Below are 25,349 nucleotides of genomic sequence, written 5' to 3' on the forward strand. Positions count from 1 at the left end.
ATTAAAATTGTAAATAATATCCTTATTTTTGTCAATTATAATTGTCATTACGACTATAATAATTGACAAAAATAAGGATATATTATGATGAAAATAACCTATATAATGAATGTGAAATATTAAACAAAGGAAGTGACATATGAATAAAACATCTACTTTTTCCTATATTCTTACTAAGCTTACAGCGACTTTCCTATTATTATTATTATTTATTAGCACGCTTCTCTTAACAACTAGTCAACAAACATTATATAGTTTCTTAGCTGGATTACGAGAACTGCTATATGTTCCCTTCGTTCCTATTCTTGCTGCATATGCATTTTTTTGTTCTATTTGCATCGATAAATTGAAATTAAAAACACATACAAGACTGAAGACATTATTACTTTATATTTTTTGCGGCTATTTATTTTTTCTTCCCTTCCTAACATTTAAAGAAGCTAGTCTAATACAGTTCTTGTTCCTCGGATCAATTGGTGCATTATGTTCTCTTTCTTTCTATTTATGTACAGTTATAGCAACAAAATTTAAGTGGCTACAATATTTCGTACCAAGCATTGTGTTTATTATATTTATCACAATTAACTTAGTAGATTTAGAAAGGTTTGGAACATCAAAAGAACAATGGGTCGAAACAAAAACAGATAACTCTTTCGAAGCATCTTTTCAACATTTTAGTGGTAAACATAAAGTCCCAATTGAACTAAAACGAGGGGACATATTAGAATTCACCATTGAATCACGAGCTGAAAATTCGAATGGCTACATGGGGGACATAAAAATGGCTAGTGAATTTCAAGAGGAAGAAAATTATTTAGCTCCAGCTGGACCTAATACATACCAGTTCGCGGCAATTAAGACAGGAACTTATTACATTATAGTTAGCGGAAATCAGCTAAAAGGAAAGTTAAAAATAGATTGGAACATAAAATGAAACTTTAATCAGTGGGGGTTTTGTTCATCCCCCACTGATTATCAACCCTCACCAATCGGACTTTTACGGGCAGCCCGACAAATAGCGGGATAAAATAAAAAAGGCAGTGCTTTTGCACCGCCTTCCTAAATTTTGACATAGAATGGATTCCATATTAACTTGCGTTTTGTAACAATACTCGTTTTAACTGTTTACGGAAACGAATGCCTAGCGTAATTGCTACGATTACGATAACTCCAAAAATGATTTTACCAATATGACCTTCTAACACCCCAAAAATATCATGTAAGTTTCCACCTAACCAATAACCACCGATTAAGAAGAATGACACCCAAAACAGAGCACCTGAATAAATTGTAATCGCAAAACGACGGAATGGTAGATTAATAATTCCTGCAAAGTATCCTGTAAAATGGCGTACACCAGGAATAAAGAAACCGATAAAGATCAGGAAGTACCCATACTTATCAAACCACATTCTTGTTAAGTCGATTTTTCTTTGTGTTAAAAATACGTATTTCCCATATTTTTGAACGAAAGGCATACCTAATTTATTTCCTAAAAAGTATTGAATCGTCATTCCTACACTTGTCCCAATAAAGGATAAGATAATTAAAATTGGTAAACTTAAATCACCCTTCTGTGCTAAAAATCCCGCATATGCTAATGTTGGCTCTCCCGGAAACGGAAGCGCAATATATTCTAACAGCAACCCGACAAGTACAACATAATACCCGTATTGCTGAAATAATTCATGAACCCATTCCATGTCATCTCTCCTTTCAGTCACGTACAACTTCTTACTATTATTGTATAAAAAAAATGTCGAAATAACTATCACAATAGCTTACATTTTTATTACATTTTTGTAAGGCTCACACTAAATTTTTTTGTTCTCTATTTACTTATATCTATTAGCATTTAAAAACAAGCTAACAACTATATATCACGCGAATGAAATCCATTAATATACATTTTTTATCCAATTTTTAACACTAAAAAACTATCTTATTTTGTTCTCTATAAAAAACCACCACAAACTCATACGAACTTCATATTAGCTTCATATACGTATTGTAAGATTATATCGGAATTTGTTGAAAAATTTAGCTAATATATGACTAAACATTAAATTGAATAAATATAAGTCGCTTTTCGAAATTGAAAAAAGGGTGAATAAGAAATGGAAGCTTATAAAATGCACGATTTTATTAATACGAATGTTGAATCTCATCAAAATGAAACCGTTTTTAATTTACAAATATGTGAAACAAATGAATTTGACGTAAGTTTAACAAAATCTACTACGCTGTCTTTTATCGTTTCAAAAAAGAACATTAAGATTGTCACTAGAAAATGGGTGAATTCAAATCCAGAAAGCATGATTGGCAAAAGCTACATCATTCCAACGAAAGCTTTTCACTATTTCTTACCAATTATTTCTGAAACTGAAGATGAACTAAATATTCAAGTTCAAAGTTTTGGACTACATGGTGAGCTTTTATTAAACGAAAGATTACTTATTGATAAAAACAACAAATGCAATCCAAAGATTACTACCTTCTTTGAAACATTAGATGAAAATGTTAATCAAGCATTACGAGGATTACAAATTCATTGTATGTAAGACTACTACAAGAAGTAAAAGGAGAATATAATGAAAAAATTATTATTAAGTGCGCTATTATCATTAGGATTTTTAACTCTTCCATTCACTACTGCAGAAGCAGCTACAACGAAAGATCAGCTTATCGTAAACACACAACTAAATAAAATGGATTATTATCAAAATGGAAAATTCATAAAAAGTTTCACTGTCGCTACTGGAAAAGCAGCAACACCTACACCTAAGGGTACTTTTCAAATTGTAAATAAAATTAAAAACCGTCCTTACTATACAGGAAAAATTAAAGGCGGCGATCCACGTAATCCACTTGGGGACCGCTGGCTCGGATTAAATATGGCAGGAACTTACGGAACAACGTATGCGATTCATGGAACTAACAATAATCAAGCAATCGGGAAAGCAACAACACTTGGTTGTATTCGTATGTTTAACAATGATATTCACTGGTTATTTGAGCGCATTCAGCAGCAAGCTACTGTCACTGTAAATTAACCTAAGAACAAGATTTACGTGTAGCCAAGAATTTTATGTCTTGGCTTATTTTATTTATTCATTTACAGTAGCAAAACAACTGTATTTACATATATAATAAAAATAGATTGCGTTCAACATCATCGTAACATTGATAAACATGGATATTAAAATTATACAGTTATAATATTTTATAAATTTTACAATACATACTATAATAGAACTACTGTAATTCTGAAATATTCAGTGACACTAAACAATCCCCCTTGCTACTTTCATTACTATTTTATAGCGGGGGCTTATTATATGTATAGACAATCTGAGTCATCCGAAAAATGATGAATTCGAATATTGCAGTAAAAAGCGTTATTTAGGAGGTGTTACTATGACGCATATACTGGTGATTGAAGACAACCCAGATATACAAGAACTTATTCGTGAATTTCTAATGGCACAAAACTTTACTGTTGATGTAGTTGGTGCTGGTACAGAAGGCATTCTTCTTTTCCAAAAAAATTCATACGACCTTGTCCTCCTCGATGTAATGTTACCAGATATAGATGGCTATAGTATTTGTAAAATTATGCGAGGACAATCTGATGTACCAATCATTATGCTAACAGGCTTACATAATGAAGAAAGTGAAATTAAAGGATTTGAGTTAGGTATTGATGACTATATTACAAAACCGTTCCATTACACCGTATTTATAAAACGTGTAGAAGCTGTATTGAGAAGGGCAGCAACGAAGGAAGCAGAAGCTGCAACTATACTACAATTCCATGAATTGATGTTAAATTCTACAGCATATGCCGCTTATGTTCATGGTAATCAAATTGAATTGACTACAAAAGAATTTGAAATTATATATACTTTACTGCAAAATCGGGGAAAAGTACTATCAAGAAGTGATTTGTTGAATAAGGTATGGGGCTATGAACATTTTGGTGATGTGAGAGTTATAGATACACATATTAAAAACTTACGAAAAAAATTAGAAATTCCTTATATTAAAACGGTGAAAGGCATTGGCTACAAAATCGAATCGTAGCAAAGACAACATCACCAAAAATATATTCATCAAAACCTTATTATTTTGTATTTTGTTATCACTTTGTCTTTATCAAATTATTTATTTTCTAGCCTCAAATTACGATAAAGATCGTTTGAGAGCGTCTGGAACACAAACTGCGGAACAAGCGGAATCAGACAAACAAAACGACCAAAGTAAAACAAAGCAAAATAAAGCTGTGTCAGAGAGTAGCATCTCTAATTTTCAATCTTCTCAAATAGACATGAATACACTCTCTACAGCCATCAATCATCTTTTGCAGCCTAGCCAAACTGCAAAAGCAAAAGAACATGCACAAAATATTCCGGGGAAAAGTAACACAACGTCTTCACTTACAGAAGCGGAAAAGCAAGTTACTAACAATGATGCCTTACATACACAAAATGCAGCAAGTAAAACAAATGATACACATGATAATCCATCGTTAACAGATGTGTTGCAGCAATTAGCTCCACATATTGGGGCGACAATGCTTGCATTATCTCTGCTTGGATCTTTAATCTACGCAAAAATAATCGCCAAACCTTTCCAATATATGAGCGATGCTTTAAAAGATATTATGAATCTTGATTTCTCAGATAAAAAGCTACTTAACAAAAATACAGATCAAACAGATTTTAATTTGCAAGTAGCTGCCTCACAAGTACCTACTATTGTGAAAAATTTACATGAAAGCAATCAAGATTTAAGAAATGAAATCAAGAAGGAACAACAATTAGAACAATCTCGTAAAGAATTTATGTCTATGATATCCCATGAATTAAAAACACCAATCGCAGCCGTTATGGGACAACTCGATGGCATGATTCACGGAATTGGCGCTTATAAAGATAGAGATAAATATTTAAAACGTTCATATGAGATGATGCAAGATATTAACATATTAACGGAAAAGGTGTCAGAATTATCCAAAATACAAAACCCTCAATTTAAACCCAATTTAAAAGTTATCTCATTGACTAATATTATTGAGGACGTTATAAAGAAAGTAGATTATTTTGTATCTGTAAAACAATTAAATGTTCAATCTAACATTAAACAAGATGTACAAATTTTAGCTGATCCTAAATTTATGCAAACTGCTATTTTTAACATTATTTCAAACGCAATTCATTATACAATTGACCATCAGCATGTATATATAAAGCTTTATGAAAAGCCAAACGGTTACGCATTAGAAGTATTAAATACAGGTTCTCAAATTGATGAAGATAAACTTGCCCATTTATTTGAGCCATTCTATCGCGCAAATCCTGACAAACATGGCTTAGTACAAGGTAGTGGTCTTGGGTTATATATTGTAAAACAAATATTAGATAAACATCAGTTTCCTTATGGAATACAAAACACACCTCAAGGTGTAAAATGCTCCATTGTATTCCCAAAGGCAATGTAAAACCTATTGTAATTTCATACCCCAAATTCATACTTTGTATGAATGGCGGAATTTTGTAGAGTATGTTACTCTGTTTCGTTCGCCCGTTGTCCTTATTTGGATAGCGGGCGTTTTTTATTTTAAAAGGAGGATTTTTATGGAGAAGTTTAAGTATTCACTACTCGTTTTACTCGGTGCTTGTAGCTACGGCGTGCTTTCAACTATTTTCAAACTCGGATTTATTAACGGATTTTCAGCACATCAACTATTAGGGGGACAATATGTCTTCGGATGGATTGGACTACTTCTGCTCGTTCTTTTCTTTTCACGCCATAAAGTAACAAAAAAGCAATTCTTGTCATTATTAACAGTCGGCACAACAATGAGTATGACTGGTATTTTCTATGCTATTTCTGTAGAAGAACTGCCAGCATCTATCGCTGTCGTTCTACTCTTCCAGTTCACATGGATCGGAGTAGTCATCGAAGCTATTGCAAATCGAACGTTTCCAAGCCGTGAAAAAGTTATATCTATCATCATTTTATTCACTGGTACATTGTTTGCTGGCGGTGTCTTTGAAGGTCTAGGAGAAAGTTTTTCTACGAAAGGTATTATCTTTGGATTATTAGCTGCTGTCTCTTTTTCATTCTATGTTTTTGCAAGTGGACGCGTTGCTACAGATGTTCCGCCTTATACGAAAAGCTTTCTCATGACAACAAGTGCTACCCTTATCGTCTGCCTATTCTTCCCGCCAACCTTTTTAACAGATGGTGCCCTGCAAGCCGGTCTATGGAAATATGCTTTCTTCCTCGGATTGTTCGGCGTTGTCGTACCTGTCGTTTGTTTTTCAATTGGTGTACCGAAAGTCGGAATAGGACTTGGTACAATATTAGGAGCAGCTGAATTACCAACGGCCATTATCGCTTCTATTACACTTGTACATGAAGTTGTAACGCTTATGCAGTGGATTGGAATTATATTTATATTGTTTGGTATTTTCACTCCTCAGCTCCTTACGTATAGAAAAGAAAACAAACATAATCGTGTGCATAGTGCATAACAAAAGACCTTTCATTTACTTGAAAGGTCTTTTCTCTCTCGTTCACTTTACCGCTCCATACAGTTTCTCTATCTCATGCTCAATTTGTTTTACATCGATTCGCTCAAATAATGGCTGTACGCTATCAATTCTATTGGGCAACGTATTTTGCGGTTCCCAATTTCGTTTAACAATCGACAATGTGTTTCGAACTCTTTCACTTGAAAATGGTAAAAATGGTTCAAGGAGATTTGCAAAATTAGCGATAAGATAAACACAATTATAAATCGTTTCTTCACATGAAACTGGATCATCTTCTCTTTGTTTCCAAGGCTGCTTTTCGTCAAAGTATTTATTTGCAAAACGTACTGCATCAAATATTGTCTCTAACGCCACCTTAAATTTAGTTTGTTCAATAGCCGCTCCTACATATTTATATAATCCTTCTACTTTATCTTTCAGCTCTACATGAATAGTTCCCTTCGGTACAACGCCATCATAATACTTTTCAATAAACCTTAATGTCCGATTCACAAAGTTCCCATATGCACCTAACAATTCACTATTATGACTGTAAATAAACTCACGCCACGAAAAATCAGTATCACGATTTTCTGGTGCATTTACTGTTAAAAAGTAACGGATCGAATCTGGATCATAGCTTTCTAATATATCAGGTACCCATACTGCCCAGTTTTTACTTGTCGATAATTTTCTTTTTTCTACCGTTAAATACTCATTTGAAACGATATGACGAGGAATCGCTTCTTCTCCTACTCCAAGTAATACCGCTGGCCAGATGATAGAGTGAAATGGAATATTATCCTTTCCGTGTACATAATACGTTTTCGTTTCTTTATCCCAAAACTCTTGGTCATCTTTCCCTGTTTTTTCAGCCCAATGTTTACTTGCAGAATAATATCCTGTCACTGCTTCAATCCATACGTAAATTTTCTTATCTTCGTATCCTGCCACTGGAATTGGAACCCCGACTGGTAAATCACGCGATACTGCCCTATCTTGCAACCCTTCTTTTACATATCTTTCTGTTAGCTGAATTGCATTGTCACGCCATGTTCCTTTTTGTTTTGCAATTTCTACGACTCCTTTAATTTGCTCCTGAAATGTATGCAGTGCGAAATAGAAATGCTCTGTTTCCTGTACGGATGGCGTACTACCACATAACTTACATTTCTTTTCTAACAAATCGAGTGGATCTAAAATGGCCGAACAAGCATCACATTGATCTCCTCTTGCTGCTTCATGGCAATGAGGACAAATTCCTTCTACGTAACGATCTGGTAAAAACTGTGTACACGTTTCGCAATATGCTTGTTCCACTGTTTTTTTATAAATATAACCTTCTTCTAATAAACGCAAAAAAACTTTTTGAACTGTTTCATGATGATACTCGCTATCTGTACGTGTATAGCAATCATAAGTAAAACCAAGGCTATGAAAACATCGCTCAAACTCTTCGTGGTACTTATCAGCAATTTCTACCACCGTCACACCTTCTTGTTTTGCTCTAATTGTAATGGGTGTTCCATTACAATCACTTCCTGAAACATACAACACATTCTCACCTTTTGCCCTGTAATAACGTGCTAAAATATCTCCCGGTAACAAACTAGCAATATGCCCAAGATGTAACGAACCATTTGCATACGGCCAAGCGCCTCCAATAAAAATACTCATCCTATATTCCTCCTTTAAAATATAAAAAGCCCCGCCCTTATCTTAAAAAAGATAAGGGCGGGGCTGTATAAACAGTCGCGGTACCACCTTATTTCGCCAATCACTCACATAATTAGCCTTAACAAGTACGGAGCTATATGCTCTTATACTGTGGTTTTGATAACGAGTACCAACTCTCGTCGCCGCCTACTATTATCATTTGATAAGTTCAGGACGAAGCTCAAAGGCCATTGTTCAAATGAATATTCTTGCTTCTTCTCACCTACCGAAGCTCTCTGGAAAGAATGGTTTCATCCTACTTTTCCTTTTCAACGCTTTTACGTATAACACGTATTTTACGATTTAATTATAGAAAAATCAAACTTTATTTAAAAAGAAAAGGAAATCCCATCTTCCTGCCGAATAACTATACGTTCGTAAAAGGAGTGATAACATTGAATCAAAAGCAACTAAGCATGATGAATGAAAAAAGCTGGAATGCAGCTGCTTATGAAGCTTGGACGAATCGCCACGGGGCGCCAGTTGATTATGCGAAAAAGATTATGGAAGAGCCCACACGCGAAGTAGCACATTATTTACCTTACATACAATCGCCAAAAGGAAAACGTATTATTAATTTACTCGGGTCAAAAGGAAACAAAGCCGTCGCTCTTTCCCTATTAGGATCTGACGTAACAGTTGTTGATATTTCAGCGAGTAATGCCAAATATGCAAATGAACTTGCAGAAGCCGCTGGTGTCTCTATCCAATACATCGTCTCTGATGTACTGGATGTAAATCTTTCCGAATCATTTGATGTCGTCTTGCTGGAACTTGGTGTACTTCATTACTTTTTAGATTTAAAACCACTCTTTCAAAAGATTGCTAACTTACTTAAACAAGATGGAATGCTTATCCTTCGTGACTATCATCCTGTTTACACTAAATTATTAGGTGTAGATCATCCATCATTTCGGGCCAATGGAAATTATTTCGATAAAGAATTGATTGAAGATGATGTTGCTTATAGCATTCTTCTTACAGAATCGCAGAAAGAGGCTTTACCGAAAACAAACGTACGCCGCTGGACATTAGGAGAAATTGTTACAACACTTGCGGAAGAACGTTTTAAAATTGAAAAGCTAGTTGAAGAACACGGATCTCATCAAAGGTGGGTTTTCCCTTCTACTTCACCTGAAGGAATTGAAGAACGTATACCAGGTCTATATACATTAATTGCGACAACATGCAAAAAAGGATCCCTTCACGGATAGGATCCTTTTTTGCATGCTTACGCATATAAGTTGAGGTTGGAGATTACCATAATTCTGTAGAATAGGACACAAGATATTTCAACATTTTGTCTCTGACTTACGTCGTCAAAAAGGGGTATGACCAACATAACGAAGAGTAATGTTTCAGTTGATACTGATAATCGTTATCAACTAATTAGAAGTATACATGATGTTATTTCAAATTACAATACCATTTCTAATTTTTATTTATGAATTTTTTGATATACAAATGTATACATTTTAAGAACATTTACTCACATTAATCTGCCATATTCCATTATCTGCTATAATTTTCATGGAACAGATTAATAACTTCTTAATCATGTTTTTATTAATTTCGTTCTAGATATTTATAAATTATAATAAACAGTTTTAAAAGGTAGGGGTAACGATGAAATATGTTAGCATTCGAAAAAAACTACTGTTCACACTCTTAAGCATTTCTTCCTTATTTAGCATTGCTCTTATTGTTATTCTTTCATTTGCGATGCATCAAGCAAGTGAAATCGAAACGTTAAAGAATGATGTATCGAAAAGAGCAACGATTTTAAAAGAACGTGGCGATTGGTTCCAAGCACAGGTCGCTGGTTTACAAGAATATTTACTATCACATGACCAAAAAGGATTGAATAAATTCAACCGGGAAGGAAAAAAACTAGCTGATACTAGGGAGAAAGTAACAAGTGATAAAAAACTCCCAGAAGGAATGAAAGAGGCCATTTTAATGGGAGCAAAATGGCGCAGCGTCGTAGATAATGAAGTCCTCCCTCTTGCGCGTGAAGGAAAATGGGATGAAGCATCCAAAATTGCTCTTGCTCAAACAGATTATGTAAATGACCTTTTAAGTCGTTTTACTAAATATACAAATGAAGAAAATGACAAACGGGATGTATTAATTGCTGACGTAGAGTCTTCTTCATCCCTTATTCAATATATTATTTTCTTCTCACTCATTACATGTACATTAACATCTATTCTATTGGCATGGTGGTTCTCTGGTAAACTCGTTAAACCGATTCGACAAATTGATGCGAAGTTAAAAGAATTAGCTTCGCAAGATGGCGATTTAACCGCTAGATTACACGTAACGAGTAAAGATGAAATTGGTGACATTGCAAATTCCTTTAATCAAATGCTTGCTAACTTACAGCGTATAATAAAGCAAGTTCAACAAACATCAACAAGTGTAAAAGAAGCTTCTGAAAATGTATTTATCGAAACAACTGCTTCTATGGAAAATACCACAAAATCGAAAGAGACTATGAATGCTCTTGTGCACAATATTCGTTCCCAAGTTTCTAGCATCGAAGAAAGTTCAACCGCAATGGATGATATCGCAACGGGTGTTCAGCGTATTGCAGAAACTGCATCTTCTGTCGCTAGCCTAGCTGTTACAACTTCTGAAAAAGCAGATGATGGAAATAAAGTCATTGAGAAGTCTATTACACAAATGCATACAATTAACGAAGCTGTTAACGCTACATCACAAGTGGTAGAGCGACTTATTACACATACGAATCATATTGATACTGCACTTCAATCTATTTCTAATATTGCCGAGCAGACGAATTTACTCGCTTTAAATGCTTCTATTGAAGCGGCCCGTGCTGGTGAACATGGAAAAGGATTCGCTGTTGTTGCCGATGAAGTACGAAAACTTGCTGAACAATCTCAGCTAGCAGCAACTGATATTAACCATTTACTTCATCAAATTCAAGCGGACACAAAAATAGCAAATGACATGATGACACAAGGTCAGTCAGAAGCTTCTGAAGGAATTACAGTCATTCGTACCGCTGGATCTTCATTCTCAGAAATTGTTAATCACATTAACAATGTATCTACACAAATACAAGAAATGTCTGCAACTACTGAAGAAATGGCCGCAAGTTCTGAAGAAATGAATGCAGCTTTAAATAATATCGCTTCTATTTCAAATGAAGTTGCTGCCGAAACATCACAAACAGCAACTTCAGCTGGTGACCAAGTAAACAAAATGAGTATCGTTGCTAAAAAATCATCAGAAATGAAAACAATTGTACAAGAACTTGAAGTGCTCGTTTCTCATTTCAAAACAAATGGTTAAAATGAAAATTCCATTTATACTTCTACGAACTCTAAATTGTTAGAAAGAGCGATTTAGAGCCTCTCTTTTTTCACGCTAAAATATCTCTTTCTATCTCCCATTCTGTCTGCTATAATTCCTAAAGGAAAGAGGAAAGCTTTATTCCTACTGGAATAAAGCTTTCTTTCAATTTTTTACATTAATTAATTCTAATACTAAGATTTTAAAAAGGAGGCTTTTTATCATATGAATTTTATAGGTATCAGAAAAAAACTAATGTTCATGATGGGAACGATTTGTGCTTTATTCGGCATTGCCTTAGCTTTTATTTTATTCTTTACCATGGATCAGTCTCATAAAGCTGAAACATTACAAAAAGAAATTTCTCCTCTTGCAACAGAATTGAAAGAGCGCGGAGACGCTTATCAAGTACAACTTTCTGCTTTAAGAGGTTATTTACTACAACATGATCAAGTCGAATTAGACAAGTTTAATGAGATGAGTAAACGTCTTGAAGATACAAAAGGGCAACTTCTTTCTAACCCTAACACTTCTCAGTCCGTGAAAAGCACAATGGAATTAGGATCCACTTGGAGAAAGTTCATTGAAGAGAAAGTATTCACTCTTGCAAAAGAACAAAAATGGGAAGAAGCTTTACAAGTAGCTTCTACAGAAAATGGTACTGTTTATAAAGTAATTGGTGATTTCACAAATTACAGTAATGAACAAGCTAAATTACGCGAACAATCTATTGAAAAAATCGATCAATCTTCACTACGAATTGAATATGTTGTCTTCTTATCACTTGTTATTTGTATTGTAACTGCAATTATTCTTGCATGGTGGTTCTCTGGTAAGCTTGTAAAACCAATTCAACAAATTGATATTAAGCTAAAAGAATTAGCCTCTCAAGAAGGCGACTTAACAGCCCGTCTACAAGTAAATAGCAATGATGAAATCGGTGCAATTGCATCATCGTTTAATAAAATGTTAGAAAACCTGCAACATATCATTAATCGTGTTCAAAAAACATCTGTAGAAGTACAAACAGCTTCTGAAAATATGCTAGAAAAGACTAATACATCACGCGAGGCAACAATACGAGTTCAAAGCTCGATGTCCAACTTAAATTCAAGTATTCAATCGCAAACTTCTAGTATGGAAGAAAGCTCAACTGCGATGGATGATATGGCAATAAGCGTTCAACGCATCGCTGAATCTGCTTCATCTGTAGCCGAACTTGCTGTAGCTACATCTGAACATGCTAACGATGGAAGTACTGTTATCCAAAAATCTGTTTCACAAATGACAACGATACATGAAGCTGTAAATGCTACATCAGAAGTAGTCGAACGTCTAATCACCCATACGAAATATATTGATACGGCTGTACAATCTATTTCTAATATCGCTGAGCAAACAAACTTACTTGCTTTAAACGCTTCTATTGAAGCAGCTCGTGCTGGTGAGCAAGGAAAAGGATTTGCTGTCGTAGCTGATGAAGTCCGTAAACTTGCGGAACAATCTAAAACTGCTGCAACAGATATTAACCAATTACTAAATCAAATTCAAAATGATACAGAAACAGCTAGTTCTATGATGTCTAAAGGTCGTTCTGAAGCATTTGAAGGCATTACTGTCGTTCGTGAGGCTGGTACTTCTTTCACAACAATTGTTGAACAAGTAAATAAAGTATCAACTCAAATGCAAGACATATCAGCAACTGCTGAAGAAATGGCTGCAAGCGCCGAAGAAATGAACGCTTCACTTAATAACATCGCTTCTATTTCAAATGAAGTATCTAGTGAAACAGCCGCAACGGCACAATCTGCTGAGCAGAAAGTTATTGTTATGAATGAAATGACAGTAACTGCAAAACAAATGAAACAAACGGTTGAAGAATTAGATCAACTCGTATCTCATTTTAAAACTGAATAGCTCAAAAAAATATTCCTCTTTCAAGAGGAATATTTTTTTGAGCTCATTCCCTGCACATTATACATATATCCGTTATAATGAGAATCGATATCATTAATCTGTAGGGGGTGCTACACATGTCACAACAAGCATTTGAAGAAAAATTATATGCAAACTTAGAAGCTGTTATTGATCCTGAACTAGGTGTTGATATTATCAATCTTGGATTAGTTTATGACGTTACAGCGGATGAAAATAATAATGCTATCATTACAATGACGATGACTTCTATCGGCTGCCCAATGGCTGGTCAAATCGTATCAGACGTTAAAAAAGTACTATCAACGAACGTACCTGAAGTAAACGAAATAGAAGTAAATGTCGTTTGGAATCCACCATGGTCGAAAGAACGTATGTCACGTATGGCGAAAATCGCATTAGGTATTCGTGACTAAATAAAGTGAAACTTTAATCAGCCTACACCAATCCAGTGCTTGCTGGATAAAGAAAGACCTGACGTCATAGTCAGGTCTTTTTCTCTTATTATTTAACGCCTACTGCATCATAAGCTTTCGTTACAGCTTGTAACTCTTTAGAGTTTTTACCATATAAATCTTCTGCTGACTGAAGTGCTGCTTGACGCATCATTTTAAAGTCAGAGTTTGCAGTTAAATATTTAGTAAGAGCACGGTAGTAAATTTTTTCTGTCGCTTCACGGCCCACTCCAGTTACTTTCACGCCGTAATGCGTGCCACCGTCAGATACTAAGTACGCAGCTTTATTGTTAATACTACTGTTAATATGAACGCCGCCATTATCAGCTGTTCCAGTATAGCGTTTATTGTAATGATCTGGGTAACCTTCACCTGGTTTTAATGGGTTTGGAATAGATGCTGGATCTTTCAGAGAACGAAGCGCATCACCAGGTTTACCAGGTGTATAAATATCAGCACCTAAATCCCAGCTCTTCTTCTCAACCATGACACCCATAATATCAGATAACGATTCATTTAACGCACCTGATTCATTTTTATAAACAAGGTTTGCTGTATGCTCAGTTACAGCATGTGTTAATTCGTGCCCGATAACATCTAGGCCAGCAGATAATGGAATAAATGTCTTGCCATCTCCATCACCATACATCATTTGGATACCGTTCCAAGCTGCGTTATTCCAGCTTTCTCCTACGTGAACAGAGGAGATCAGCTTCGCGCCTTTATCATCGAAAGAGTTACGGTTAAATGTCTTTTTGTAGTAATCGTATACTTTCCCTGCATTTACATGCGCATCAACCGCTGCTTTGTCATCAAAGAACTTATTTTTACTTTCTACTTCGACACCTGTATATCCAAACCATTGTGAGAATATGTTAAACCAGTTTTCATCCATATTCTCTGCATCAAACGTATGAACACCTTGTCCACGCTTACCATCAAATAAATGGAATGCTCCTGTCTTCTCATTTTGAGCAATTTCAAATGATTGTCTAGCACCTAATACTCCGTAACCAAATCCTGTAATGTTATCTACAGCATTATATTTCTCAATCACATTTCCATTTGTTGCATCAACAAAGTAATGCCAATAGCCTGGAGCTGGTTTTGAAATCGATGCCTTAACTAAGTATGCAAGATAGTAGTTTCCATCTTTTTCATACACAAATAAATCTTTTTTCACACCATCATAATTCTTTACTTTACCAACTTCTTTTTCAATATCTGCCTTTGCAATTGTTTCTGCTTGCTCTGCACTAATACTTGCAAAGGTAGGAATATTTTTATCCTCTAAATTCGGAATAACTTGTCCGAAGAATGCTTTTACATTATTCTCTTTATCTAGTGTAACAGTTTGGTCTGAACCATACACAGGAATGTTATTATGTTTCTCAACTAACTTCACATGTGTCGTACCAGATTCAGCATCTTTTTCTTCCCCAACGACATTAAAATGTGTTTCAATATTTCCTGCTAGTTTAAACATATCTTTTTTACTCTCTAAATATTGAAAGACCGTCTCTTTTTTATCTAGTCCTTCCGGTGCTTTCCATTCTTCACCTATGTATGCAGGTGTTTTAAATTCTTGATGATATTGAATTTTTTGTTCTTCTGCTTTCGTTGTCGTTGCTCCAAACGTTCCAAATCCCCCGGCGATAACAGTTAACGCTAATGCTGATGAAATGACTTGCTTTTTCACTATAACATTCCCCATTCCCATAAAGATTTTTGACACTTTTATAAAATTCTGAATTTTTAACCCGATACCTCTTCCAAAAATTTGAGAAACATTTTTCAGATAATTCCACACAAAAAGAGGACACCCTATCAGGTGTCCTCTTTTTTATAAACATTTTGTTATTTTTTTAGCTCAATTGCTAAATAGTGTGATTGCTCTTTCGCTTGAATATGAATATCTTCTTCTACTGCTTCTGCCGCATCGCGCATAACAAGTATCTCACCATTTATCACACTACTTCCTTCAATTTGTACAAGGTACGATTGACGGCCTTCTTTCACAGGAAAATGAATTTCTTTTCCTGCCTCTAACGATAAAGAATATAAATTCGCGTCTTGGTGAATTTGAATTGGCGCATCACCTTCCACTGGGGAAACCATATGGAACCACTCATTTTCACGTTTACTCCAATCAAATTTAAACTCACCATAGTTTGGTTTATGATCAGCACGGTCTGGTAAAATCCAAATTTGTAATAAACGCAATGTTTCATTTCCTAAATTATGTTCACTATGAAATACACCAGTACCAGCACTCATATATTGAACATGTCCACGCTCAATTGTTCCTCTATTCCCCATGCTATCTTCATGTGTTAAGGCACCATCTACAACGTAAGAAATGATTTCCATATCGCGGTGCGGATGCATATCAAACCCAGTTTGTGCCGCTACTAAATCATCGTTAATAACACGTAACGCTCCAAAACTCATATTATTTGGATTGTAATAATTAGCAAAGGAAAAATGAAAATGTGTATTTAACCAACCGTGATTTGCTCTACCCATATTTTTATGATCAACTTTTCTAAACATATCCTTCACCTCATATTATCTCGAATTCAAGATTTACTTTAAAATTGTTTCTTACTGTAATTTTTTTAGTAATTTTAATAATTGATTTTGTTCTTCTATATTTAATTTATGAAACTGCTCCGCTTGGAACGTTTCCTGGGGCGGGACGATCTCCTCATATAAAGCTCTTCCCGTTTCTGTTAACGAAATATATTTCGTAGTACCTTCTTGTTCACGCCCAATCCAGTCCAGCTGCTCCATTTTATTTAAAAGCTGCGTGACATTTCCTTTCGTAACAAATAGCTTCTTCCCAAGCTCTTGCTGCGTTAAACGATTATGTCCTCCAACTTGAGCTAGTACATCAAACTGAGCGGCAGATACATTCCATTTTTTCAAATGCTGATTCGTCTCACGAATACTCTTGTTATAAAAACGTGATAAACGAAACCATAATAGTAGTCCTAATCTATCTTCTGTTTTCATTTCATCACCTCGCTCGTTTCATACTATTAGTTTAGAACTAAACTTTATAGAAGTCAATTACTTATTTTTAGTAAGTAACAAAGGAAGCATAGCGCTATTTCTCCACTATGCTTACATCAATTTTCTATTTTTATATTCATCTAATTTCCTCTCCGCGAACTTCTTCGCATCTTTCTCAATCCATCTCTCTTCATACGATTTACTTCCAACATACAATACTTCTCTCTTATGCTGCATCGCATGGCGAAATTCATGCAGTAGTGTTTTAAGCACTTGCTCATACTCATCCCACATACAAACGAAAATTAATTGTTTTTCTTTATGATAAAAACCACCTACGGGGAATAAAAACTCCTCTTCCTCTTCCCCTAATGATAGAAGTACATGATTTGCATCACACGTATCACAAAAAATAACTGGCGTTTTACATACTTCAATAAGAGAAAATAAATCCTCTCTAATCCTTTTGACATCCCAAGGAAGCTCCGAATCCAACACATACCAATTCTCCACCTGTTGATATACATTTTGAAACTGGAGTTCCATTTCTTTTTATTCCCCTTTCCAAGCTCTCTTTTTCTATATGTATGCCACAATATGGTAAATATTAAACATACTCTTTCCCCCTTTGAAAAATGACAATAAAAAGAACCTATATTAGTATAGGTTCTTTTCCATAATTACTTTTTTTTCATAATTTTTTTTAGTACAAAATAACCAATTGCGCAAACAATAGCAGCAAGTGCAAAATATTTCACATATGGCCCAGCTACTTTATTAATGCTTTCCCACTCTGAACCTAATTTAAATCCTAAATATACAAACACAATTGACCATGGAATAACAGCTAATGTAGTTAGCGTAATAAACTTAGCATGTGACATTTTCGCAATACCCGCTGGTATGGAAATAGCATGACGCACAACAGGAATAAAACGTGCCGTAAAGATAACGCCAGTTCCGTAACGATTAAACCAATCTTCTGCATAATCAATATGCTTCTTCTGAATTAAAATATATTTTCCATATCGCTCAAGAACAGGTCTTCCTCCGTATCGACCAATCCAATAAATAAATAGTTGTGCGATTACACCGCCAATTGTCCCGAACGCAACAGCTCCCCAAAATGTAATGCTTCCTGTTGATACTAAATAGCCTGCATAAGACAATACGATTTCACTCGGAATAACTTCTAACATCAATCCAAGCATAATTCCCCAATAACCAAGTCCTTCTAGAAAAACTAAAACTGAATGAATCAACTCTCCTAACATCATTTACCTCTCTTTACTGTTTTCGTTACCAAAAATAAAAGTACAAGCAGTAAGTATCTTGTACTTTTACTTTTTAAAATTTAGTTAGTCTTCGTATCCCACTTAAAGATTTTATTTAAAAATTTATATACATTCTTTGACTCTTTTGTCAGAAGTGGACCTAAGATGGATAGTATAAGCACGTATAGTGCTGAGAATGGTTTTAACACTGACATTAAACCACCAGCGATACCGATATTAGCCATAATGATGGAGAATTCTCCCCTTGAAACGATTGTTAATCCAATATTTGTAGAAGCTTTATGAGATAATCCAGCTTGTCTTCCTGCAATCATCCCTGCTACAAAGTTACCGATTATCGTAAGAAGTACCGCACCTAGCGTTAACCATATTGCTCCGCCTAACGAGAACGGATCGATACTTAACCCGAAGCTGAAGAAGAAAATTGCTCCGAAAAAGTCTCTAAATGGAACAACAAGATGTTCAATTCGATCACTATGCTCTGTCTCAGAGAAAACTAATCCTAAAAGAAGTGCTCCGATTGCTTCTGCAACGTGAATTGTTTCTGAAAAACCAGCGATGAAGAATAACGAAGCAAATACTACAATAATAAAGATTTCATCTGAACTAATATTGAGCAATTTATTTAATAACGGCGTTGCTTTTCTAGCCACAATAAAGAATAGAAGCATATATCCTAAAGCAATTCCAATTGAAGTAAGAGCACCTAAGAAGGAAGCATGATCCCCAAGTACTAAACCAGAAACGACTGATAAATATACAGCAAGGAATATATCTTCAAACATAATAATTCCTAAAATTAGTTCGGTTTCATTATTACCAGTTCTTCTTAAATCCACTAATACTTTCGCAACGATGGCACTAGAAGAAATCGTAATAATACCCGCAATAATTAAAATTTCTAGTAATGGGAATCCCATGATAAACCCGTATAATAATCCAAGTGAAAAGTTAATTAGAATATAGATTGTTCCACCAATCGCAATAGAACGTCCGGATTTAATTAGTTTCTTCATCGAAAATTCTAGCCCTAGATAGAAGAGAAGGAACAGAACGCCAATTCTTCCAAGGAAGGATATTACACTTGCACTTTCAATAAATTTGAGATCGATTACACCTATTGTCGGCGCGTGCGGCCCTACTAACATGCCAAGAACAATTAGAAAAGGAATTACTGAGAACTTAAACTTTCCAGCGATTACTGCTGCAATTGCCACTAGAACTAAAGCTGTACCAACTTCAAAAATTAAAGTATCCATCTAGTCAGTCCCCCTATTCGAAAGTAACTCATTAATAATTTTTTTAATTTCTTCTCTCTCACCTGAAACTACTAGCATATCGCCTTCTTCAATTACTGTTTCTGGTCCTGGATTAAATAGCTTTTTCATATTCTTTTTCATAACTGCAATTATCGTTACGCTATACGTTTTTCTTATTTCAAGATCACCAATTGTTTTTCCGATTGCTGGAGCTGCATTCTCCACTTTAAACCACTCAATCGCTAAACCTTCAAAGACCATCTCAACATTTTCTAATGCCCTAGGCTTATATACCATTCCACCTAATATTGCTGCAACTTGTCTTGCTTCTGAGTCACGTAATGAAATACTAGAAATACTTTCTTCATGATCTGAATCAAAATGATACATTTCTCTACGTCCGTCATCATGAATCACAATCACCATTTTTTCGTTACCTTTCGTAACGATTTGAAATTTATACCCAATACCTGGAAGTTCACTTTCTCTAATATTCATATTTAGCTCCTCCTTAACAATTTTATTTGAATTTTCTGTTTTTCAGTCTTTTGTTCATCCAACCAATTTTAGAAATTCTAACCACTCCGGATACTTATGATTTGGAAATCTTTTATTGTAATAATAAGTGGCCCCTAGAAAAATACTTGAAGATGTAACGATAAAAAATACATTGCTTCTCATTTTTAAACTCTCAAGGCTTACTTTCAATAAAGTTTCTTCTTTCAAATTATCCCCACTTTCTCGCTTTACATTTAGTTTTTTAAAATGTAAATAATTCTAAAAATATTACGATGTAACATAATCATAACATAAAACGCATTTAAGTAACATCATTTTTTAGAAAAATTGATTCTAGTATATTTTTTGCATATAATTTTCTTATTACAGAAAAAAGGAAGTGTATTATATGGTTGATATCTTTAGCAGATTCCTTGAGGTAACGAATAATATTTTATGGTCATATATTCTTATTGCAATGCTAATCGGCTTCGGTCTTTATTTCTCTTTCAAATTAAAATTTGTCCAAATTACTCATTTCAGTGAGATGGTCAGTTTAATTAGTAAAGGATTTAATCGAAAAGAAAAAAAGAAAGATAGCATCTCTCCATTCCAAGCATTTTGCTTAAGTGCAGCCGCTCGCATTGGTATCGGGAACTTAGCTGGTGTAGCATTAGCAATTTCAATGGGAGGACCTGGTGCAATATTTTGGATGTGGTTTATCGCGATTCTCGGAGCAGCTACTAGTTTTGTAGAATGTACGCTCGCGCAAATTTATAAAGTAAAAGATGGACGCAGGTTCCGTGGTGGCCCAGCATATTACATGGAAAAAGGGTTAAACAAACGCTGGATGGGTGTCTGGTTTTCACTTCTTATTACAGTTGCGTACGGATTAATTTTCAATTCAGTACAAGCAAATACAGTAACAATAGCGTTTGAAAATGCTTTCGGATTAGAGCGAACGATCGTAGGAGCTATACTAGCTTTACTAGTTGCAGTTATTATTTTCGGCGGTATTAAGAGCATTTCACGCATTACAGAAATGATTGTTCCCCCAATGGCAATTGTTTATATTGGTGTGGCTATTTTTGTCGTGATTAACAACTTCAATATGTTACCAAGCATTTTCATGGAAATCTTTAACGGTGCATTCGGTTTAGACCAAGCCATCGCTGGTGGTATTGGAGCAGCTATCAAGTTCGGAATCCAACGCGGTTTATTCGCGACAGAAGCAGGTATGGGGAGCTCTCCTAATGCAGCAGCAACATCTGATGTATCTCATCCTGTAAAACAAGGACTTGTTCAAGCATTAGGTGTTTTCGTAGATACATTCTTAGTATGTACATCAACAGCGTTTATCGTATTATGTTCTGGACTTTACAAAGGATCAAATTTAGAAGGTATTGAATTAACACAGCAAGCATTAAGTTCACAAATTGGACCGTGGGCAAGCACTTTCTTAGCGATTATTATTTTCCTCTTCGCTTTCAGCTCCTTACTAGGAAACTACTATTATGGTGAAACAAATATCGCATTCATTAAAGAAAGCAAAACATGGTTAATGATTTATCGCGTTGCAGTTGTCGGAATGGTGTTCTTCGGATCAATCGCTGCCCTTCAAACTGTTTGGAGTTTAGCTGATTTATTCATGGGACTAATGGTATTCACAAACTTAATTGCCATCTCATTCCTTAGCAAATTTGCCTATGCAGCATTAGTAGACTACATTAAGCAAAAGAAACAAGGTAAAGATCCTGTCTTCCTTGCAAGTTCTATCCCTGGCTTAAAGAATACAGAGTGTTGGGATGGGCAGGATGTAGAAGAAAAACAAAAGGCTGTTTAACAAACAAAGGCCCTATTACTTCACCGTAATAGGGCCTTTTATTTACAACAGTTCATAATTTGTTCAAATTAATTCCAGCAAAAGGGTTGATTTATACAAATTACTAGATTATAATAATTATAAATTAGTAATTGATATAACATAACAACTCAAAAGGAGATTGATCATAATGAACAAACAAGTAATCGAAGTATTAAACAAACAAGTAGCAGACTGGAGCGTTTTATTTACAAAATTACACAACTTCCATTGGTACGTAAAAGGACCTCAATTCTTCACATTACACGAGAAATTCGAAGAACTTTACACAGAATCAGCTACTCACATCGATGAAATTGCAGAACGCATTTTAGCAATTGGCGGCAAACCAGTAGCAACAATGAAAGAATACTTAGAACTATCTTCTATTCAAGAAGCAGCTTACGGAGAAACTGCAGAAGGGATGGTCGAGGCAATCATGAAAGACTACGAAATGATGCTAGTCGAACTGAAAAAAGGCATGGAAATCGCTCAAGACTCTGACGATGAAATGACATCTGACCTACTACTAGGCATCTACACAGAACTAGAAAAACACGCTTGGATGCTACGTGCGTTCTTGAATCAATAATAGATTTTAAAGCGGAGGTAGCTTGCTCAGAATGTGAGGGGGATGGAGCTTTTGACGTAGAGGCGCTCTTTGCCTCGCAGGAAAAAGCGAAGCCACCGAACATTCTAGCTACCGGAGCTGGATATTATGTAAAAGCGGAAGCGACTCTTTCAGAGTCGCTTTTTTATGTAATGGTTGCATTTAACGGTACACGAAATTATATCAACGATTTTTCAAATATATCGATCATAACTCGCAATATATCAACGATTTTTTCATTATATCGATCATTACAAGCAATATATCAACGATTCGACAAAGGATATCAATTTATCGACAAATCACGACAATATTAACACCCCCCTCGCCCTACTTTTATCAATATATTACAATCTCATCTATGTTAAAATATAGGAAACACCTTTTAGTAAAATAGATCCAAAAAGCTTTTCCAAATTCATCATTTACTACTTAAATGGCGGGAGTGGTTCAGTTGAAAGACTACTTAATTAGAGCATTTTTTGCGTTAATAACAGTTGGAATCGTCTTACTTATAGCTAATATTTTCAATATACGTGTCGAGGTGAAAGACTATGCTTTCCTCGTTGTCGTAGCAATTGGTGGCGGCTGGGGTGGCTGGTACCTGTATAAAAAACAAAGTAATCAAAATGATAAAGGCATTCCAAAGTAATATGGAATGCCTTCTTTTATTTCCGTCTATAATAAATAACAAAATTCAAACCACTGATACAACCAATCGCAATAAACATAGAAAACGATTGTCCATCTCCACCTAGACTATATTCATCAATGATAAATCCAGACATAAACAATGTTATCGCTGAAACACCAACACACAATATCGAAATAAACCAAAGCGAAAACTCATTAATCAGCTCTTTCTTCTGTCTTAAAACAATTAGCATAACAAGAATAGACGCTGCTAAAATACTTTTAAAAACAGGACGTAAATACACAAACTCCTCCATCTATTCCTCCTTTCCGAAAAACTATATATTCTAACATTAATATATTTAACTAAATTAAAAACACATGTCTTTTTACGATAAAAAAGACATGTGTTTCTATAAATCGCTATAAAAACGTACTATGATAATTGCTTCCACTTCGTCCCCAAGACAGGACGCTCGTAATTTTGGATTTCATGAATTAGTTTATCTGCCGTCTCAGCGGAAACAATTAACTCTTTATTCGATGGATTCATAAAGCCTTCTTCTGCTGCCCGTTCAACCATTTGCAAAATTGGTCCGTAAAAGTCTTTTATGTTCAATAAACCAACCGGCTTATTATGTATACCAATTTGTGACCAACATACTACTTCAAAGAGCTCTTCAAACGTTCCATATCCGCCTGGTAATGCAATGAAAGCATCCGCAAGCTCTGCCATTTTCGCCTTGCGCTCATGCATCGTTTCTACCTCAATTAATTCTGTTAATCCTGTATGTACGATTTCTCCTCGAAATAGACCACGCGGCATAACACCTGTTACACGTCCGCCTAAACGAAGAACTTCGTTTGCTACTTCTCCCATTAATCCAACGCATGAACCACCGTATACGAGCTCATAGTCGTTCTCAACAAACATTTTTCCTAACTGGATTGCCTGCTCTTTAAACTCTGGTCTCTCCCCAAAATTGGAACCTGCAAACACACAAATCTTTCTCATTCCTACACCCCGAAACTATATATTGTTATGATACAATTGACATTGTACAACATATTGAGGAGATGAGGAAGAAATGGATATCGTTGCATTTCAAAGATGGGTTGAGGAATTTTACGAAAAACGAAGCTGGTCACAGTATAATGCCTTTATTCGCTTAAATTTCTTAACTGAAGAAGTTGGAGAAGTTTCACGAGTTGTTCGCGCTATTGAAATCGGCCGCGATCGTCCCGATGAAGATGCGAAAACAGAAGAAGAGCTAAAACAAGAACTAAAAGAAGAACTTGGTGATGTACTATCTAACCTTATTATTCTTTCGCAAAAATATGATTTGGATTTACAAGACATTATGGACGCACACGTCACAAAGCTTTCGAAAAGGTTCGAAGCACTCAAATGAGAATATTATCAATTATGGTATAATATTCTTGTCACAATAATAAGGGGGATTTTATGTTATCTAAAAAATTGCACGACGCATTAAATGAACAAATGAACTTTGAATTTTACTCTGCCCACGCTTATATGGCAATGGCTGCTTACTGTACAGCTGAGAGCTATGATGGATTCGCTAACTTTTTCCTTGTACAAGCTGAAGAAGAGCGTTTCCACGCAATGAAGCTTTACAACTATATTAACGACCGCGGTGAGCGCGCTATTATTACTGGATTCGATAATCCAAATAACGAATATGAATCTGTATTGAACGCTTTTGAAGTCGCACTTGAGCACGAGCGTGAAGTAACGAAACGTATTTATCACTTATCTGATATTGCTTGGGATGAGCGTGAGCATGCAACAATTACATTCTTAAAATGGTTCGTTGATGAGCAAGTAGAAGAAGAAGCTTCATTCGATAGCATCATTCAAAAATTAAAACGTATTACAAGCGATTCAAACGCACTATTTATGCTAGATGCTGAATTAGAGAAACGTACATTTACGCCTCCAGCTGAGTAATATTTTAATCACCTTAATGAGTGTATTAAGGTGATTTTTTTATTTGCTTTCTATCTTAAAATCACCTTAAATTTCCTAGCATTTGACATAGAACTAGTTAAAAAATGGTATTATTTTCAATATAAAGTGAAACTTTGGTCCGTGGGGGGTCGTTCATCCACCACGGATTATTAGTTGAACTAATCGGGTCTTTACAGGCAGTTGATCTCCCACCTAACCTCTTTGCCCCCGCCAAATTTT

27 protein-coding genes and 1 other annotated feature are annotated in these 25,349 nt (G+C 35.2%); of the genes, 16 read left to right on the forward strand and 11 right to left on the reverse strand.

Features of this window, described 5'->3' with window-relative positions; genetic code table 11:
• Positions 1 to 139: 139 nt before the first annotated feature.
• A complete protein-coding gene (locus MHB70_RS23675; protein WP_001044580.1) occupies positions 140 to 934 on the forward strand; it encodes a hypothetical protein in 795 nt (264 codons plus the stop codon).
• Between the two features lie 154 nt (positions 935 to 1,088).
• Here MHB70_RS23675 and MHB70_RS23680 read toward each other — a convergent pair whose 3' ends face one another.
• On the reverse strand, positions 1,089 to 1,703 hold the full coding sequence (locus tag MHB70_RS23680; RefSeq protein ID WP_000455364.1) for a DedA family protein: 615 nt from the start codon (positions 1,701 to 1,703) through the stop codon (positions 1,089 to 1,091).
• 414 nt (positions 1,704 to 2,117) lie between these two features.
• Between MHB70_RS23680 and MHB70_RS23685 the strand changes: the two genes are divergently transcribed.
• The 5 genes from MHB70_RS23685 (at position 2,118) to MHB70_RS23705 (ending at position 6,539) form a co-directional block, all read left to right on the forward strand.
• Positions 2,118 to 2,561: a DUF3978 family protein gene (locus MHB70_RS23685; RefSeq protein ID WP_000388765.1), complete on the forward strand. Its 444-nt coding sequence runs from the start codon at positions 2,118 to 2,120 to the stop codon at positions 2,559 to 2,561.
• A 30-nt stretch (positions 2,562 to 2,591) separates the two neighbouring features.
• Positions 2,592 to 3,053 (forward strand): L,D-transpeptidase, encoded by a 462-nt coding sequence (locus MHB70_RS23690; RefSeq protein ID WP_000735064.1) that lies wholly within the window; start codon positions 2,592 to 2,594, stop codon positions 3,051 to 3,053.
• 364 nt (positions 3,054 to 3,417) lie between these two features.
• Positions 3,418 to 4,083, forward strand: coding sequence for a response regulator transcription factor (locus MHB70_RS23695; protein WP_000148831.1), 666 nt, complete (start codon positions 3,418 to 3,420; stop codon positions 4,081 to 4,083).
• Positions 4,061 to 5,500: a sensor histidine kinase gene (locus MHB70_RS23700; RefSeq protein WP_000201947.1), complete on the forward strand. Its 1,440-nt coding sequence runs from the start codon at positions 4,061 to 4,063 to the stop codon at positions 5,498 to 5,500. The genes MHB70_RS23695 and MHB70_RS23700 overlap by 23 nt, the downstream gene beginning before the upstream one ends.
• Before the next feature lie 136 nt (positions 5,501 to 5,636).
• Positions 5,637 to 6,539, forward strand: coding sequence for an EamA family transporter (locus tag MHB70_RS23705; protein WP_000410523.1), 903 nt, complete (start codon positions 5,637 to 5,639; stop codon positions 6,537 to 6,539).
• 42 nt (positions 6,540 to 6,581) lie between these two features.
• On the opposite strand, the gene metG is transcribed toward MHB70_RS23705, so the two are convergent.
• A complete protein-coding gene (gene metG, locus MHB70_RS23710; protein WP_000021595.1) occupies positions 6,582 to 8,216 on the reverse strand; it encodes a methionine--tRNA ligase in 1,635 nt (544 codons plus the stop codon).
• A 50-nt stretch (positions 8,217 to 8,266) separates the two neighbouring features.
• Positions 8,267 to 8,537 (reverse strand) — a binding site (T-box leader).
• Between metG and MHB70_RS23715 the strand changes: the two genes are divergently transcribed.
• The 4 genes from MHB70_RS23715 to MHB70_RS23730 all read left to right on the forward strand — a co-directional run bounded on the left by MHB70_RS23715 (position 8,501) and on the right by MHB70_RS23730 (position 13,927).
• Entirely contained in the window at positions 8,501 to 9,469 is a 969-nt protein-coding gene (locus tag MHB70_RS23715; protein WP_002049370.1) for a class I SAM-dependent methyltransferase, read from the forward strand. It overlaps the preceding feature by 37 nt.
• A gap of 412 nt (positions 9,470 to 9,881) precedes the next feature.
• The gene (locus tag MHB70_RS23720; protein ID WP_000878427.1) at positions 9,882 to 11,576 is read left to right on the forward strand and encodes a methyl-accepting chemotaxis protein; all 1,695 of its coding nucleotides are present in this window, start codon (positions 9,882 to 9,884) and stop codon (positions 11,574 to 11,576) included.
• Between the two features lie 225 nt (positions 11,577 to 11,801).
• Positions 11,802 to 13,493, forward strand: a complete 1,692-nt coding sequence (locus MHB70_RS23725; protein ID WP_001009246.1) for a methyl-accepting chemotaxis protein — start codon at positions 11,802 to 11,804, stop codon at positions 13,491 to 13,493.
• Positions 13,494 to 13,609: 116 nt separating this feature from the next.
• Positions 13,610 to 13,927, forward strand: a complete 318-nt coding sequence (locus MHB70_RS23730; RefSeq protein WP_000082520.1) for a metal-sulfur cluster assembly factor — start codon at positions 13,610 to 13,612, stop codon at positions 13,925 to 13,927.
• An 88-nt stretch (positions 13,928 to 14,015) separates the two neighbouring features.
• On the opposite strand, the gene nprB is transcribed toward MHB70_RS23730, so the two are convergent.
• From nprB to MHB70_RS23765, 7 genes are all read right to left on the reverse strand, one after another.
• Positions 14,016 to 15,665: a neutral protease NprB gene (gene nprB / locus MHB70_RS23735; RefSeq protein WP_033657331.1), complete on the reverse strand. Its 1,650-nt coding sequence runs from the start codon at positions 15,663 to 15,665 to the stop codon at positions 14,016 to 14,018.
• 158 nt (positions 15,666 to 15,823) lie between these two features.
• Positions 15,824 to 16,519: a pirin family protein gene (locus MHB70_RS23740; RefSeq protein WP_053446237.1), complete on the reverse strand. Its 696-nt coding sequence runs from the start codon at positions 16,517 to 16,519 to the stop codon at positions 15,824 to 15,826.
• 51 nt (positions 16,520 to 16,570) lie between these two features.
• Positions 16,571 to 16,981 (reverse strand): MarR family winged helix-turn-helix transcriptional regulator, encoded by a 411-nt coding sequence (locus tag MHB70_RS23745; protein ID WP_000845485.1) that lies wholly within the window; start codon positions 16,979 to 16,981, stop codon positions 16,571 to 16,573.
• Positions 16,982 to 17,092: 111 nt separating this feature from the next.
• Complete coding sequence (locus MHB70_RS23750; protein WP_000422813.1) at positions 17,093 to 17,527, reverse strand: DUF3920 family protein; 435 nt, start codon at positions 17,525 to 17,527, stop codon at positions 17,093 to 17,095.
• A 134-nt stretch (positions 17,528 to 17,661) separates the two neighbouring features.
• Positions 17,662 to 18,255 (reverse strand): DedA family protein, encoded by a 594-nt coding sequence (locus MHB70_RS23755; protein ID WP_000900210.1) that lies wholly within the window; start codon positions 18,253 to 18,255, stop codon positions 17,662 to 17,664.
• 80 nt (positions 18,256 to 18,335) lie between these two features.
• On the reverse strand, positions 18,336 to 19,535 hold the full coding sequence (locus tag MHB70_RS23760; protein WP_000380223.1) for a cation:proton antiporter: 1,200 nt from the start codon (positions 19,533 to 19,535) through the stop codon (positions 18,336 to 18,338).
• Positions 19,536 to 20,033 carry a cation:proton antiporter regulatory subunit gene (locus tag MHB70_RS23765; protein ID WP_001026079.1) on the reverse strand — a complete coding sequence of 166 codons (498 nt, stop codon included), beginning with the start codon at positions 20,031 to 20,033 and terminating at the stop codon, positions 19,536 to 19,538. It lies immediately after the preceding gene.
• A gap of 409 nt (positions 20,034 to 20,442) precedes the next feature.
• Between MHB70_RS23765 and MHB70_RS23770 the strand changes: the two genes are divergently transcribed.
• The 4 genes from MHB70_RS23770 to MHB70_RS23785 all read left to right on the forward strand — a co-directional run bounded on the left by MHB70_RS23770 (position 20,443) and on the right by MHB70_RS23785 (position 23,156).
• Positions 20,443 to 21,876 carry an alanine/glycine:cation symporter family protein gene (locus MHB70_RS23770; protein WP_000227598.1) on the forward strand — a complete coding sequence of 478 codons (1,434 nt, stop codon included), beginning with the start codon at positions 20,443 to 20,445 and terminating at the stop codon, positions 21,874 to 21,876.
• A gap of 169 nt (positions 21,877 to 22,045) precedes the next feature.
• Positions 22,046 to 22,486 (forward strand): Dps family protein, encoded by a 441-nt coding sequence (locus MHB70_RS23775; RefSeq protein WP_001041895.1) that lies wholly within the window; start codon positions 22,046 to 22,048, stop codon positions 22,484 to 22,486.
• Positions 22,456 to 22,821 carry a hypothetical protein gene (locus tag MHB70_RS23780; RefSeq protein ID WP_097927499.1) on the forward strand — a complete coding sequence of 122 codons (366 nt, stop codon included), beginning with the start codon at positions 22,456 to 22,458 and terminating at the stop codon, positions 22,819 to 22,821. The genes MHB70_RS23775 and MHB70_RS23780 overlap by 31 nt, the downstream gene beginning before the upstream one ends.
• A 137-nt stretch (positions 22,822 to 22,958) precedes the next feature.
• A complete protein-coding gene (locus MHB70_RS23785) occupies positions 22,959 to 23,156 on the forward strand; it encodes a hypothetical protein (RefSeq protein WP_000656329.1) in 198 nt (65 codons plus the stop codon).
• A 16-nt stretch (positions 23,157 to 23,172) separates the two neighbouring features.
• Here MHB70_RS23785 and MHB70_RS23790 read toward each other — a convergent pair whose 3' ends face one another.
• Complete coding sequence (locus tag MHB70_RS23790) at positions 23,173 to 23,454, reverse strand: hypothetical protein (RefSeq protein ID WP_000390904.1); 282 nt, start codon at positions 23,452 to 23,454, stop codon at positions 23,173 to 23,175.
• Between the two features lie 119 nt (positions 23,455 to 23,573).
• A complete protein-coding gene (locus tag MHB70_RS23795) occupies positions 23,574 to 24,152 on the reverse strand; it encodes an LOG family protein (protein ID WP_061530584.1) in 579 nt (192 codons plus the stop codon).
• Positions 24,153 to 24,225: 73 nt separating this feature from the next.
• On the opposite strand from MHB70_RS23795, the gene MHB70_RS23800 reads away from it, so the two are divergent.
• Together MHB70_RS23800 and MHB70_RS23805 are read left to right on the forward strand one after the other, a co-directional pair.
• Positions 24,226 to 24,549, forward strand: a complete 324-nt coding sequence (locus MHB70_RS23800; RefSeq protein WP_000355745.1) for a MazG nucleotide pyrophosphohydrolase domain-containing protein — start codon at positions 24,226 to 24,228, stop codon at positions 24,547 to 24,549.
• 53 nt (positions 24,550 to 24,602) lie between these two features.
• Positions 24,603 to 25,109, forward strand: a complete 507-nt coding sequence (locus tag MHB70_RS23805; protein ID WP_000949400.1) for a ferritin — start codon at positions 24,603 to 24,605, stop codon at positions 25,107 to 25,109.
• Positions 25,110 to 25,349 lie beyond the last annotated feature (240 nt).

The organism is Bacillus sp. FSL M7-1020 (assembly GCF_038050415.1).
Classification (GTDB): domain Bacteria; phylum Bacillota; class Bacilli; order Bacillales; family Bacillaceae_G; genus Bacillus_A; species Bacillus_A toyonensis.